Here is a 14,257-nt window from a genome sequence, read left to right on the forward strand (position 1 = left end):
AAAAACGCCCGCCTCCGAAAGGGGGCGGGCGAAGTTTGTCCAGGGGTGTTCGTCCAGGGGAGACGGTAAGGTTTACGGATTGAGGGTCTTCACCTTTTCCTGATGCGCTTTCAGCGTCGGCAGGGTGTCGGTGGCAAAGGTTTGCAGGGCGGTGTCCTTACCATTCTTGGAATAGTCCTCGAACAGGCTGATGGCATCGTCATGTGCGCTCTTTTGCAAATCGGCATATTTCTTGTCGAAGTCGCTACCGGTCAGTTTGGCCAGGTCATCGTACTTCTTTTGATGGTCGTCATCCAGGGCGGCAGGCGCGGTTACACCCGAACCAACGACGGCGGTTTCGAACTTTTTACCGGCGGCCGTGTGATCCTTGACCATCATCTTGGCAAAGCTGAGGACCTCAGCGTTTTTGGAGGTCTTGACGGCCAGTTCGCTGGTCTTGACTTCAAATAGATTCGCGACAGCGGCCTTCTTGACGAAGTCTTCCGTCTTGTTGGCTTCCATGTCGGCGCCGATGCTGCTGACGGCGGATGACGCGTCGGATACGACGTTCGCGGTTGCGTCTTCAACCTTGTCTGTGGTGGTTTTGGAGCAGGCGGCGATACCGCCGAGACCGGCGACCATGACCAGGCCAGAGAAGATAGCGGCGGTGCGGTGTTGTTTGTAAGTCGGCATATGGAGGTTTCCTCAGAGATCTGTTGATGCCAGCACGCTAAGCCGCGATGCATAAGTTTGCCCCGTGTGTCGGTGTCTCTCCCGCAAAAAAACGATAAAGACACCCTCGCGGCCTTTCCCTTTGCCGCAGACCCGCCTATATTGGTGAGGTCGGGTTTCGGCTCGACTATGGGGATAAACGCCCACGTAATAAGCGAACTGGACCCGGGTGCGATTCCCGGCGGCTCCACCATTCCCTTCGCAAGAAGGCTTTTTATGGGGCCGATCAGCATCGACAGGCGTGTAAAGGTGAAGCTTTCCCTCAGTGTGAGCCTCTGTGATCGGCTCATTTTATAACTGCGAACGATAACTTCGCTTCGGATCAAGCTCTTGCTGCGTAATGCGGCGGAGTTAATCCACCTAAACTCCTAGGAATTAAGCCTCCTAGGCGGGGCCCGGAAGCCGCCTTGCAACAGAAGGCTTCCACTTTTCTCTTTCAATACTGGTCGTACCGTTCATCCATTCAAGACTTGCCTTTCAGCGCCCGACCGGGCGCCGGCGGCTATCCGCCGCCCTTGCGGAGGCGTTGCGTGCCGTGAGCGGATCACTGTTTAAAGCTCCCGACCGGGCGCCGGCGGCTATCCGCCGCCCTCGCGGAGGCGTTGCGTGCCGTGAGCGGATTAATGCAGATTCTTGCGGTCTCACGGCAATTTGCTGTTTCGTTTCGCGGCGACCATGCTAAGTCTGCGCGAACGCACACCCAATTCACCGTAAAGGTTCGCCTGCCGATGTCCGAAGATCAAATGATCATCGACCAAATGGATTACGCCACCCTGACCCAGAACGCCCTGCGTGGCGTTATCCGCCAGGGGCTGACACGCGCGGCCTCACCGGAAGGGCTGCCGGGCGAGCACCATTTTTATATCACCTTCCTGACTCGGGCGCCCGGCGTATCGATTCCGGCCGATCTGCTGGCGCGTTATCCTTACGAAATCACCATCGTATTGCAGCATCAGTTCCGCGACCTGCGTGTCACGGATGACTTCTTTCGCGTCACCTTGACGTTTGGCGGGGCGCCCAAAATCTTGACCGTCCCCTACGCGGCGATCACGCGCTTCCACGATCCGCACGCCCAGTTCATGCTTGAATTTGAAGTCGATGATCCCGCCGCCCTGACCCAGGATCTGGACGAAGACAGCGAAGAGGGCGGCGATGTCGTGACCGAACTGATGCCTGCGCCGCGTTCGGAAACCGGCCCGAAATCCACCGAAGACGGCGACGACGGTGACGATGCGCCGAAGATCGTATCTCTCGATCAATTCCGCAAAAAATAATCTGTAGAAAATAGGGCCGATCGCTCACAATATCCATACGACCGGTGCGAGAATCGACTAGGTTCGCGGAGGCAATAAACCCTTTCGGAATTGGTGGATGGAATTCAGGCGGCTCAGGTTCACCCCACGTTTACAAGCCCGTCTCGCGGGCTGGGGCGGCTGTGCGTTATTGCTGGCAGCCTTCGGTTTGGCGGCGCCGGCCGTTCCGCAGGCAACCGATCCCGTCGCCGCGCCGGTTCAAGCTGTTTCCACAAGTTCCCAGCCTTCGGATTTAAAGCCTTCGGATCTAAAGCCCTCCGATCTGAAACCGTATGTGCCGACGGCAAATTCTGCGGCAAGCCCAGCCGGTGTCGCCAAAAAGCCGCGCCTCCATCCCAAACCAGCGACAGAAAGCGTTGTCCGCCCCCCCGTTGTCGCGCCGGGCGATCCGATTATTTACCAAACACCGTCCAAGCCTGCGACGCCGATGGTGGCCCCGTCGTCGCCGCGCCCGCCGGTTATTGCGGCGCCTGGCGCGGGGGCGCCCAAAGCCGTTCCAGGAACCCTTCCGGCTTCGTCGTCTGGTGTGCATGTTGCGCCGCCGACCAGCACCCCCATCAGCCCTGAGGATATCGAAACCTTCACCGACTCGGTCGTGCGTACCCTGATGCAACGCGATCATGTGCTGGGTGTCAGCGTCGCCGTCGTTCAAGGCAATACGCCCTTGCTGCTCAAGGGCTATGGCTATGATCGCCTGTCACCCTTGCGCCGGGTCGACCCCAACACATCGATTTTCCGCATCGGATCCATTTCCAAGGCCTTCACCTGGATTGTGGCGCGTCAGGAAATCGAGGCCGGACGCATAAAGCTGGATGCCCCCATTGCCGCCTATCTGCCGGCCGATGTCTTCGCCGAGGACCGCCGGTATAAGCCGCTGACCCTGCGCAGCTTGATGGACCACACCTCGGGTTACGAAGATACCAGCCTGGGTCACCTGTTCCAGCTGAATGGTGCGCGCTTAGCCGGTCCCGACAGCTATTTCCGGGTGCATAAGCCCAAGCGCGTGCGTGAGCCGGACGAATTCGCTTCCTATTCGAACTTCGGCGCCGGTCTGGCGGCGCGTGCTTTGCAACAGACCGCCAAGGCGCGCGACGTTCCCACCCTTATGGAATCGCGTATCTTCCAGCCATTGGCCATGAAGCACACGTCTCTGCGTGAGCCCTACACGATCGGCGTGGGCAATCTCGAAAACCTGCCTGATCCGCTGTCTCCGGAGCTGACGCGCGACCTGTCCGACGGCTTCATATGGGATGGCGCAACCTACGAAGCGCAACCGTTCGACCATGCCATTCCTCTGGCGGGCGCCTTGGGCGCGTCCTCTACGGCCCAGGACATGGCGCAGCTCATGGCCGTGATGCTGGGCAACGGTCAGATCGACGGCATTCAATTGTTCAACACCGATTCCGCCACCGCCTTCCGCACGCCGATGCTGAAAATGCCGGAAGGCTATAACGGCTGGCCATCGGGTTTGATGATGCGGGAAACGCCGTCCGGGTATAAGGCCTATGGTCATTCGGGGACGACTCTGTGGTTCAACTCCAACATGGTGCTTATCCCCGAACTGAACCTCGGCATATTCATCAGCACCAATACCCAGACAGGCGGCGCCCTGGCGTCCAGCTTCCCCAACCTGCTGCTCGACCACCTGACGGGCGACCTGGTCCGGCCGCCGTTGATGCCGACCGCCAACAATGCCTATGCCCAGCACAAGGCCTATTATCAAGCGATCGAAGGCCAATACGTCTCGACACGCCGCGCCTATGGCGGCCTGGAAGGCGCCATTACCCGCCTGATCAATACGGTGACGGTCAGTGTCGATGCGGATGGCCGGCTGATCCTGACAACCCAGAACGGCCTGTCGGCGTTCGTCCCGGCTTCGGCGGCGGGCTTCTTTACCCAGCAGGACGCCGAAGACCCCGGTCCGGCGCAGCAGACCGGCGGCCTCCATTTCCTGTTCAATGCCGACGGCACTCAGGTGAGTGGGTTTGAGACCGCCACCAATGTCGCGCGCTACGAACGCATTGGCTGGTGGCACAGCCCGACGACGCTGAATGTCATGACCCTGCTCATGATTGCCACCTGTATCTTTGTCTGGCTGTCGCTGGCTAAGGGACCGGCCCGGCACGAACATCCGACCGAATGGCAGAGCCGCGCCACCCTGATTTCGATCTGTCTGTCCGTGTTGTGGCTGGCCGCCATTTTCGTATTCCATAGCTGGCGGGCGCAACTGGCGGAAGACCCCGGTAGCCTGTTCACGCGCTGGCCCAGCGGCCAGGTGCGACTGGCCTCCGGCCTGGCCCTCATTGCGTCACTGGGGACGATCTATCAGGTCGCCACCTATTATTTCGTCTATAGCACGCGTGGCCGCGATGGGTGGCCGATGTGGCAAAAAGTGTCCCACGCCGTGCTGCTGGCCTATTGGCTGCTCTATGTGCTGCTGCTGACCGTCTGGGGCGCATTGGAGTGGTGGAGCTGGTGAGGCTTCGGATCGAAATCTGATTTTTTCCCCGGCATCCTTCTGGGATGGACGGATCGCCCTCAGATAAAGCCAAACCGAAGCAATCGCCGGCCGAACGCCGCGCCAGGCAGCGCGCGGCCAATACGGGCCGGGCGGAAAAGATGCATGTTGCGCGCCTAGCCGACACCCCGCCATTGCCCGCAACCGAACCACCCCGCCTGAATATCGGCTGCTCTGGTTGGTTCTACTGGGACTGGAAAGGCGGCTTCTACCCGACCCAAATGCCGACCAACCAGTGGTTTCCCCATTACGCCGATCATTTCGGCACGGTGGAAATCAATGCGTCCTTCTATAGTTGGCCGACGGTTGCGGCGGTTCGGAAGTGGGCGGAGCCGGTGCGTGACCGCGATTTCCGCTTTACGGTCAAGGTCAGCGAACTGATCACCCATGTCAGGCGTTTCGACGATGTACGTGAATTGATCCAGGATTTTGGTTACATCGCTGACCTGCTCGGGCCGCACATGGGCTGTTTCCTGTTCCAGCTTCCGGCCAGTTTCACCTATAGCCCGGAACGTCTCGACGCCATCGTCTCGCAGGTCGATCCCCGGCGGCGCAATGTGGTGGAGTTTCGTCACGCCTCATGGTGGAATGACACGGTCCGTGCTGCCTTTCGCGATGCGGGGGTTATCTTCTGCACCGTATCAGGCCCCAACCTGCCCGACGATCTGATGGTCACGAGCGATGAGATCTATCTGCGTTTCCATGGAGCGGAAAATTGGTATCGCGATGACTATGGCGATGCCGCGCTCACCGATTGGACGGACCGGATCGGCCAGTCCGGCGCAAAGCGTGTCTGGGCCTATTTTAACAACACCATGCGCGGCCACGCCATCCATAATGCCCAGGATTTGCGTCAACGCTTAAGCGCGCAGACGCGGATATGAATCTGTTCGCGGTCACCCGGATGCCGTTCGACCAAAAGGCGGGCAACCTGGCTGTCGTCATGGAATACAAAGCCCTTGATGGCGTCCAGCAACGCCTTAGCCAGGTTGTCGAGGTCCATCCACGGCGGATCGCCGATATGTTCCATGCGAATTTCCACGGCATAGTCGCCCCAGGCGGGCCGGCTGCCGCGCCATTCCTTGCGGAAAAACTCGTAGACGAGGGGCTTATAATATTTGGCCTGGGTGGTTAGGCCATCGATCATGATTTCGATGCCGTCGGCGGTTTCGCGTGCCCGGACCTTGCCCGCCAGGGTCCATTCGCCTAGGCCGTCCGTCACGGGATCACACGGGCCGGAACGGTGATGTCGCAGATCGAAAAGTCGGCGCCTTTTTCCGCCCGGACGCGGGCGACCTGCGCTGTGAAGGCGGCGCTGTGCGTGTCCATGATTTCAAGCTTAGGCGCCGCGGTCATGTCAGCCAAAACCTGCACCCGGCGCATGGCGTCCGGGTGTGCCGGGGGCTCACCTGCGTTCAGCCCCTGCAGAACCTCTCCGCCGGCGACGACCTGACCGAACAGGGTATATTCATGGTCCAGCCGCTGGGTCGGGGCCAGCATGAAATAGATTTCCGAATTGGCGGAATCGATCGGCGTGTCGTCCCGGCCCATGCCCATGGTGCCGGAACAATGGCTGGCCCAGGCGTGGACGGCATGGTCCGGATTGATGGCCATGCGGCTTTCATCGACCGAAATATAGGGCAAGGCGCCCATGAAGCCTTCGTTGAGCCCGGCCGGCCGCGCCACAACGGTGTGAGCCATGTCGGCGTTCAGCCGGAAACGGAATTCCGGTGCGAGGTTCGGTAATTCCGTCTTGCCGCCATCGTGATTGTTGGGATTGCCGGTCTGGACGACGAAGCCGGGAATGACGCGGTGAAACAGCAGCCCATCATAGCTACCACGACGGGCCAGCCGCTTCACCCGCTCGACGGCGCGCGGTGCCATTTCGGGATGCAGCTCGACAAAGACGCGGCCTTTGTCAGTATCGATCACCAGAACATTCTGCGCGTCGGCCGCACGCCAGTTGGACGCGGCTGCGGGCGTCGCGCCGATGATGGACGCGGCGGCCGACAAGACGGCGGGCAAAAGGAACCAACGGCGGGGGCTGTGTTGCATCGGACCGTGTCTTATACCGTCACATCCAACCGCACCAGCCCGCGCACGCCGGGGACGGCGCGCCATTCGGACGATGTACCGCCCGCGCGGCGCAGGTTCGGGAAGCGTTCGAACAGTTTGAGGAGTGCTATCTGTCCTTCCAGGCGCGCCAGAGGGGCGCCGACGCATATGTGCGCCCCGGCGCCGAACGCCATATGCGGGTTGGGGCGTCGATTGATGTCGAACGCATGGGGTGCGTCGAAACGGCCGGGGTCGCGATTGGTGGCGATCAGGCTGACCACCAGGGCGTCACCAGCATGGTACGGGCAGCGCGACACCTGGCCGTCCGCTTTGGGGAAGCGCGCCGTGAAGGAAATCGGCGGCTCGTAACGCAGGATTTCCTCGACGGCCGGTTGGATGAGGGCGGGCGTGGCGAGGATGGCATCGCGCGCATCGGGGTGATCGAGCAGCAAGGAGACGCCGTTGGCGATAAGGTCGGACGTGGTCAGATGACCCGCCACCAGTACGGCAAACAGGTTATGCAGGATTTCATTGTCGTCGATGGGCGCGCCAGCGGCCTGGGCGGCCAGCAGGTCGCTGACTAGATCGTCCTGCGGGTCTGCCCGGCGTGCGGCCATTAGGGTCTGAAAATGACCGAGAATGCCACGCCGGCCGTCAAGCGCCAGTTCTTCCTGCTCTGCCGATTTAGTGGGATCGAAGGCCACCTGTCCGGCTTCCGTCCAGCGTTTCAGATCATCCAGGCTGTCATCCGGGCAGCCCATGAGGGCGCCCAGGACGCGCATGGGAATCTGGGCGGCATAGTCGGCCACGACGTCGAAGCTGTCGCGGCCTGACAAGGCGTCGAGGCGGGCGTCGACGATCTCCGACACCCGGGCCTGCATGGCGGCGGCGCGTTTCAGGAAGGCTTCGGCAATGATGTTGCGGACGCGGGTATGATCTTCACCGTCCAGAATGACAATCGAGTCGTGCCTGCCGAATTCGGCCTCTACGGCAGCATTCAGCCGTCTCACATTGGCGATGACCGGATTGTTCGGCGCGGCATTATTGAAATTGCGCGACAGATCCGGATCGCGAAGGGTTTCACGTCCGGCAGCGTAGGCGGTAATGAGCATGGCGGGCAACATGCCATCATGTTCGACCGGACGGTCTGCCCGTTGGGGGTCGAGCAGGGCGTGCGGGTTGTCGCGGAAGTTCGGGTTTAGTTCGGAATATTCAAAAAGCAGAAAACGTGGCGGGCTAGGGTTCGACGCGTCAGGCATGCAGACTTCTCCAGAGCGGCACGCCTCGTGTGCGCCGCTGTTCGCAGGTGCAAACCTTAGGCCCGATCCACAAAGCTGTCGATGACCTTCTTGTCGCCGGAGGTCTCGAAATTTACGACAAGCTTGTTGCCTTCGATTTCGACGATTTCGCCATAACCGAATTTCATATGGAAGACACGTTCCCCAAGCTTGAAATTCTTGGCGGACGGCTTTGGCGGCGGTGAGGGGCGATGCGGCGTTGGCTTAGGCGCCAGACGCGACATGTCTATCCCGCTCAGATTGCCGCCGAAATCGCTGGAGGCCGCCTTTTTGGTATAGTTGGGTTCATAACCCGCGCGGTCCCACCGGCTCTGCTGCGATTGCCAGCCCTGGCCGGCATATCCGGTCTGCGATGTCGCCTCGACATTTTCGATCGGCAACTCGTCGACGAAACGTGAGGGAATCTGGTTGGTCCAGCGGCCATAGACCTGACGATTGGCCACAAAGGAAATCTTGGCTTCCTGACGCGCGCGGGTAATGCCGACATAGGCCAGGCGGCGCTCTTCTTCGAGGGCGCGCAGCCCGTTTTCATCCATTGACCGCTGCGACGGGAAGATACCTTCCTCCCAGCCCGGCAGATAGACCACCGGAAACTCCAGGCCCTTGGCCGCGTGCAGCGTCATCAGACGGACACTGTCGCCGCCATTGTCGCGTTCCAGGTCCATGACGAGGGAAACGTGTTCCAGAAAGGCCTCGAGATTATCGAAGGCCTGCATGGAATCGCCCAGTTCCTTCAGGTTATCCAGCCTTGTCGCGCCGGAGGTTTTGTCGGCGCGTTGCATGTCGTAATAGCCGGTATCGGTCAGGACCGTATCGAGCAGGACATCCGCCTGGGTGTCCTTGCTGAGCTCCAGCCAGCGTTGGAAATCGCGCAGGAAGCCGATCAGCGGTGTCTTGGTGCGGGACGGCAGTTCGTCCGTCTGCACCAGGTCGCGCACGGCAGTCATGACGCTAACCCCGGCCAGACGCGCCTGCTGCAACAGTTTTTGCACGGTGGCGTCGCCGATGCCACGCTTGGGGACATTGATGATGCGTTCGAACGCCAGATCGTCGTCGGGCGATTGGATCAGGCGCAGATAGGCGATGGCGTCACGAATTTCGGCGCGTTCGAAGAAGCGTGGCCCGCCGACGACGACATAAGGTATCTGCAACATGACGAAGCGTTCTTCGAACGCCCGCATCTGGAAGGAGGCCCGCACCAATATGGCCATGTCCGACCATTTGCGGGGCGATGTATCGCGCGTGCCTTTGTGCAGCCGTTCCATGTCCTCGGCGACGAACTGCGCTTCGGCGGCGCCGTCCCATAGCCCCTGGACCTGGACCTTGTCGCCGCCGACCTGATCGGTGAACAGGGTCTTGCCAAGGCGAGCCGTATTGGCCTTGATCAGGCCGGCGGCTGCGCCCAGAATATGCTGGGTAGAGCGGTAGTTGCGCTCTAGTCGGATGATCTTCGCACCCGGATAGTCACGCTCGAATTTGAGGATATTGTCGACTTCGGCGCCGCGCCAGCCATAGATCGACTGGTCGTCGTCGCCGACGCAACACAGGTTACGGTCGGCATTGGTTAGTATGCGCAGCCACAGATATTGCGCGATATTGGTGTCCTGATATTCGTCGACCAGCACATATTTGAAGCGTCTATGATAGTGCTCGAGAATGTCGGCGTGCTTGGTCAGGATCTCCAGATTGTGCAGCAGCAGGTCGCCGAAATCGCAGGCATTGAGGATGCGCAGGCGGTCCTGGTACATCTGATACAGTTTGATGCCCTTATTGCCGCCGAATTCGGCGCCATCGCCTCCTTTAACCTTGTCCGGCGTAAGGCCCTTGTTCTTCCACTGGTCGATCTGCCAGGCGAAGGATTTCGGCGTATACCGCTTTTGGTCGATATTCTCCTGCTCGAATATGGCTTTCAGCAGGCGGACCTGATCGTCATCGTCGAGGATGGTGAAGCTGGACTTAAGCCCGACCAGTTCGGCATGGCGTCGCAGGATCTGAGCCGCGATGGAGTGGAAGGTGCCGAGATGGCTCAGGCCTTCGGCTGACGCACCGACCAGTTTTTGCGTCCGCTCGCGCATTTCACGAGCGGCCTTGTTGGTAAAGGTGACGCACAGAATTTCCCAGGGGCGCGCCAGCCCTTGTGCCAGGATATGGGCGATGCGGGTGGTGAGCACACGGGTTTTACCCGTACCGGCCCCGGCAAGCACAAGGACGGGACCTTGCGTGGTACGCACGGCGGCTTCCTGCTCGGCATTCAGGCCGGCAAAAAAGTCGGGTTTAACGGCAGCCATCTGGCTGATTGACGGGGAGCTGGATTCCATGCGCCTCAGTTAATCCCTGTTCGCCCGCCCGCCAAGAGGCAAATGCCGCCGAAAGCACAAATCAGCACAAAAAGTGAACGTTGTCCCGTCCGGCCAGATAGATATCTGGCCGGAGCGGACCAAGACGCTGACAGAGCCCGTGGATAACAATGTTATTCACAAGGTTCTAAAAAATCCCGCTGCAACTTTCACGCGCCGATCGGGCGCAGACAAGGGCGTGCGGGATCGGGTCAGGCTTTTTTGCGTTTGGCGCCAGGACTTTTGCTTTGTGCATAAGCGAGGGCCGACAGGCGACAGAAGGACGCCAACAGGCTTTCGCCGCGATTGGAATCAAGTTCCGCGATCAAGGCGGCGAGGCTGATTCGACGATCTTTGGACATGGTTTCCAGAACCGTCCAAAATTCAGGTTCCAATGCGACCGATGTGGCGTGACCTGCCAGGTTGACGGAACGTTTTTTTAGCCCAGGCATTGCTTTTCTCCCTTTTCATGAAGCCTTGCCCTTATGCAACCCGTTACGGACGGGGGTCCGTCACGCGCGATCGGGATAAGATTATTCATGGTGACCTCTGGTATTATTTAACCTTGTGTTGTTATTGGAAGATAATCTGTGGTCTTTTATTGTAAGTCGTCAACCGTTTTTATTGTCGGGCTCAGATTTCAGGCGGTGAGCGTCGACTTTTTCGGCGTCCCTCTTTTGCTTCGTCTTTTCGATTTTTCTAACATGGGTTGAAATGCCGTATAGGATGCGGTTTTCCGCCGCCCGTGCGGCTTTCTCGTTTTTTGCCTTGGCTTTCCGAGCTTTATTGAGATTGATTAGGTCAGCCATCCGTGTCTTGTCCTCTAATTCGCCCTTTAGCGCGTCGCCCTTGCATGCGGTGACGCGTCCTGTTCGCTTCATAACACCAATGGTTGGTCGCTTGCAATTTCAAGTAAACGGTTCGTCACAATCGGACTATGAACTGGCCAAATTGGGTCGTTTTCAAGCAAAAATAAAGCTATTTAAGCATGGAGAAGGCGAACTAAAGTATACGCCTTCCTTTCAGGTGAGTCCATAGGCCGGGCGGTCGCCTGCGCGTATCAGCCTACCGCATGTCAATCTCGTCCCATATGACTGAAATTTAACATGATCGCGGTGCTGAAACGACTATAGTGATAACGGATGAAAGGACTTCCCATGACACTGGTGCTCAATATTCTCTGGTTTATTTTCGGCGGTTTTGTCACGGGATGCCTGTGGCTGCTGGGCGGCGCTGTCCTGGCGTGCACCATTGTTGGCCTGCCTTGGGCGTTTTCGGCGTGGCGCATTGCCGGCTTCGTGTTCTGGCCATTCGGCAAGCAGATCGTCGACCGCGAAGGCTATACGGGCGAAGCTGATATAGGCACCGGCTGTCTCGGGGTTATTTTGAACATCATCTGGTTCGTATTCGCCGGCTGGTATATTGCCCTGGCTCACGTCGTGGCCGCTATAGCCGAAGCGGTGACGATTGTCGGCATTCCCTTTGCGTTCAAGGATATTCAGCTGGCGCAACTCGCCTTGGCGCCCGTGGGCAAGATGGTCGTCGATAAGCCGTAACAGCTGCCAGTAAGGGGGGCAGTAAGGCATCTAGTTCTGATAGGGTCAAACCCGGCAAAGCTTTAGTCGAGCAATATTTCCCGCAGTTTCATCTCTTCGCGGTGTTCTGCCTCGCGTTGCGCAGCGGCCAGGCGTTCGGCTTCTATGGCGCGCTCTTTAAGCACAGCCAGGGCACGCCATACGGACGCCACCTCATCTTCCGAATCAGGCACAACGATAGTGTGCTCATACTCGCCCTTAGACGTTTTGATTATGGCCGATGCCAGGTTGCGCAAAGGTGTTGTGATGAAGTGCGACACGACCCAAACCGATAGACCCATTATTATGGCTATGGCGAACAGGGCGGTGATCAGGAATTGACCGGCGCGGCGTTTGCTATAGGCGTCCGCGGTTCCCTTGACGGTATTCAACTCCTGCCGCGTGGATTGCACGAGGCTTTCGACCTGGGCTTGAAACGCGATGCGGGCGGGACGGTTATTGGTGCTGAGCTTTTGCGCCTCGGCCAGATCGCCGGCGGCGGCCAGTTGGCCCACGCGGCGACGCAGAGTGACGAATGTTTGGGTCTGGGTCGCCAAAGCTTTGAGCCGCGGCTGTTCGGCCGGAGTGGCGACGGCCTGCCAGTCTGTAATCAAGCTTTGCATCTCATCGAGATTATGGTTCAGGCTCGCGACAAAACCGGCGTTCTGGGTGGCGTTTTCGGCATTGTACAGGCCGCGCGTTTCCATGACGACATTGCTGATCAGATGATTGAATCGCTCACCGCGCCAGGCCGCGTCGTAGGCATGGTCATAGGTTTTTATCATGCGGTTATAGTCGGCGATGGTCATTAGACCGAGGCCAGTGAGGCCGATTGCCATGAGGGCAAAACAGCCCACCAGAATCAAAATACGTGCTCGGATCGACATTGCGACCTCCCCAGTTGGGAGACAGCATATAGCCAAAGATTAAGAAATAAGTGAAAGAAAAAACCCGGATCGTGAGATCCGGGTTGAAATAGCGACACAAGGCCGGCGCGCAGAGGTTATGCGACGCCGTCCAGCTTCGTTGTACGTTCCAGCTTTGGGCTGATCAGGTGAATGACGATCAGGGCAATCAGGTAGGCTGAGCCGGCCATCCAGAAGATGGTCTTGTAAGAGCCGGTTGTTTCCAGGATGAACCCGACATTCTTTGACATCAGCATGCCGCCAATGGCACCGCACATGCCGCCGAAGCCAATGACCGAGGCGACGGCCTTGCGTGGCACGGTATCGGTCGGCAAGGTATAGACATTGGCCGAAAAGGCCTGGTGCGCGGCAGTGGCGATACCGATAATGAGAACGGCAACCCACAGATCCTTTACGCCGTCGAGGGCGAAGACCGGCATGACGAGCAGGGCGAAGACGAGCAGGGTGATCTTGCGCGACCAGTTGACACTGACGCCTGACTTGATCAGCTTGCCCGACAGCCAGCCGCCGGCCACCGAGCCGACATCGGACATCAGATAGATGGCGATAATCGGCAGGCCGAAGCTCGACAGGTCGAGGCCGTAATTTTTCTTCAACATGCCGGGCAGCCAGAACAGCCAGACCCACCAGATCGGATCGATCAGGAACTTGGCGATGGCAAACAGCCAGGTTTCCTTGACACCAATGATCTTCAGCCACGGAATCTTGGCACCGGTATCGGCCGGGTCGCTTTCGATGATGGCCAGTTCTGCGGCGTTGACCTTCGGATGTTCACGCGGAGTGCGGTACATGAGCCACCAGGCGACAACCCAGACCATGCTGAGCAGGCCGGTGACGAAGAAGCAGGCGCGCCAGCCCCAGCCAAGGCCGGTCATGCTCAGGTGGTGCTCCCCGAAGGTCATGTTGACGAAGGGCAGGGTGATTAGCGGAATGGCAAAGGGGGCTACGATGGCGCCCAGGTTCGAGCCGGCATTGAAAATGCCGACGGCCAGAGCCCGTTCCTTTTGCGGGAACCACTCGGCAATGGCTTTCAAACTGGCCGGGAAGGCACCCGACTCGCCGATGCCGAGGGCAAAACGCGCCATCATGAACTGGGTGGCATTGCCGACGAAGCCGGTCAGGGTATGGGAGATTGTCCAGATAACGAAGGCGATGGTGTAGCCGGTGCGAGCACCGAAGCGGTCGATAATACCGCCGAACGTAATGTAGCCGATGGCGTAGGCGCACTGGAACCAGAAAACGATGTCGGCATAGGTTTGTTCGGTCCAGCCCTGTTCGGCGCCGACCGTATCCTTCAACAACGCGAAGGTCTGGCGGTGAGTGTAATTGATGACCATGGCCACCAACAGCATGATGCAGATGGCCCACCGGTATTTGCTGGCCTTACCGGCCGCCGCATTTATGACGGCATCAGGGCTTTGATCCTGTGACATTACGTTTCCCTAGGCATTTATTCTTATAGAGCGCTGACATTTAGCTCAGAACAGGCGGCGATACTAGGCAAGAAATGACACCGGTGACAAGGT

13 protein-coding genes and 1 other RNA gene are annotated in these 14,257 nt (G+C 59.0%); 5 read left to right on the forward strand and 9 right to left on the reverse strand.

Annotated features, from left to right (window positions below; all coding sequences use genetic code 11):
- Nucleotides 1–72: 72 nt before the first annotated feature.
- The gene (locus tag RCJ00_RS16870; protein ID WP_316223397.1) at nucleotides 73–672 is read right to left on the reverse strand and encodes a DUF4142 domain-containing protein; all 600 of its coding nucleotides are present in this window, start codon (nucleotides 670–672) and stop codon (nucleotides 73–75) included.
- Between the two features lie 110 nt (nucleotides 673–782).
- Between RCJ00_RS16870 and ssrA the strand changes: the two genes are divergently transcribed.
- The 4 genes from ssrA to RCJ00_RS16890 all read left to right on the forward strand — a co-directional run bounded on the left by ssrA (nucleotide 783) and on the right by RCJ00_RS16890 (nucleotide 5,426).
- Nucleotides 783–1,139: a transfer-messenger RNA gene (gene ssrA, locus RCJ00_RS16875) on the forward strand.
- Nucleotides 1,140–1,439: 300 nt separating this feature from the next.
- On the forward strand, nucleotides 1,440–1,985 hold the full coding sequence (locus tag RCJ00_RS16880; RefSeq protein WP_316223399.1) for an SspB family protein: 546 nt from the start codon (nucleotides 1,440–1,442) through the stop codon (nucleotides 1,983–1,985).
- A 97-nt stretch (nucleotides 1,986–2,082) separates the two neighbouring features.
- On the forward strand, nucleotides 2,083–4,503 hold the full coding sequence (locus tag RCJ00_RS16885) for a serine hydrolase domain-containing protein (RefSeq protein WP_316223400.1): 2,421 nt from the start codon (nucleotides 2,083–2,085) through the stop codon (nucleotides 4,501–4,503).
- A 44-nt stretch (nucleotides 4,504–4,547) separates the two neighbouring features.
- On the forward strand, nucleotides 4,548–5,426 hold the full coding sequence (locus RCJ00_RS16890) for a DUF72 domain-containing protein (protein WP_316223402.1): 879 nt from the start codon (nucleotides 4,548–4,550) through the stop codon (nucleotides 5,424–5,426).
- Here RCJ00_RS16890 and RCJ00_RS16895 read toward each other — a convergent pair.
- The 6 genes from RCJ00_RS16895 to RCJ00_RS16920 all read right to left on the reverse strand — a co-directional run bounded on the left by RCJ00_RS16895 (nucleotide 5,396) and on the right by RCJ00_RS16920 (nucleotide 11,040).
- Entirely contained in the window at nucleotides 5,396–5,689 is a 294-nt protein-coding gene (locus RCJ00_RS16895; RefSeq protein WP_316223632.1) for a RusA family crossover junction endodeoxyribonuclease, read from the reverse strand. The genes RCJ00_RS16890 and RCJ00_RS16895 overlap by 31 nt on opposite strands.
- A gap of 71 nt (nucleotides 5,690–5,760) precedes the next feature.
- Entirely contained in the window at nucleotides 5,761–6,597 is an 837-nt protein-coding gene (locus RCJ00_RS16900) for a peptidylprolyl isomerase (RefSeq protein WP_316223404.1), read from the reverse strand.
- 11 nt (nucleotides 6,598–6,608) lie between these two features.
- Nucleotides 6,609–7,856 carry a cytochrome P450 gene (locus tag RCJ00_RS16905; protein ID WP_316223405.1) on the reverse strand — a complete coding sequence of 416 codons (1,248 nt, stop codon included), beginning with the start codon at nucleotides 7,854–7,856 and terminating at the stop codon, nucleotides 6,609–6,611.
- A gap of 56 nt (nucleotides 7,857–7,912) precedes the next feature.
- Complete coding sequence (locus RCJ00_RS16910; protein ID WP_316223407.1) at nucleotides 7,913–10,213, reverse strand: ATP-dependent helicase; 2,301 nt, start codon at nucleotides 10,211–10,213, stop codon at nucleotides 7,913–7,915.
- A gap of 230 nt (nucleotides 10,214–10,443) precedes the next feature.
- Nucleotides 10,444–10,683 carry a ribbon-helix-helix domain-containing protein gene (locus RCJ00_RS16915; RefSeq protein WP_316223409.1) on the reverse strand — a complete coding sequence of 80 codons (240 nt, stop codon included), beginning with the start codon at nucleotides 10,681–10,683 and terminating at the stop codon, nucleotides 10,444–10,446.
- A 159-nt stretch (nucleotides 10,684–10,842) separates the two neighbouring features.
- Nucleotides 10,843–11,040 carry a DUF4169 family protein gene (locus tag RCJ00_RS16920; protein WP_316223410.1) on the reverse strand — a complete coding sequence of 66 codons (198 nt, stop codon included), beginning with the start codon at nucleotides 11,038–11,040 and terminating at the stop codon, nucleotides 10,843–10,845.
- A gap of 348 nt (nucleotides 11,041–11,388) precedes the next feature.
- Here RCJ00_RS16920 and RCJ00_RS16925 point away from each other — a divergent pair, with 348 nt between their 5' ends.
- On the forward strand, nucleotides 11,389–11,787 hold the full coding sequence (locus RCJ00_RS16925) for a YccF domain-containing protein (protein ID WP_316223411.1): 399 nt from the start codon (nucleotides 11,389–11,391) through the stop codon (nucleotides 11,785–11,787).
- A gap of 62 nt (nucleotides 11,788–11,849) precedes the next feature.
- Here the strand turns inward: RCJ00_RS16925 and RCJ00_RS16930 are convergent, their stop codons facing one another.
- Both RCJ00_RS16930 and RCJ00_RS16935 read right to left on the reverse strand, forming a co-directional pair.
- On the reverse strand, nucleotides 11,850–12,692 hold the full coding sequence (locus tag RCJ00_RS16930) for an MCP four helix bundle domain-containing protein (protein ID WP_316223413.1): 843 nt from the start codon (nucleotides 12,690–12,692) through the stop codon (nucleotides 11,850–11,852).
- 116 nt (nucleotides 12,693–12,808) lie between these two features.
- On the reverse strand, nucleotides 12,809–14,164 hold the full coding sequence (locus RCJ00_RS16935; RefSeq protein WP_316223415.1) for an MFS transporter: 1,356 nt from the start codon (nucleotides 14,162–14,164) through the stop codon (nucleotides 12,809–12,811).
- Nucleotides 14,165–14,257: the final 93 nt, after the last annotated feature.

The organism is Asticcacaulis aquihabitans, from assembly GCF_032490435.1.
Taxonomy (GTDB): Bacteria; Pseudomonadota; Alphaproteobacteria; order Caulobacterales; family Caulobacteraceae; genus Asticcacaulis.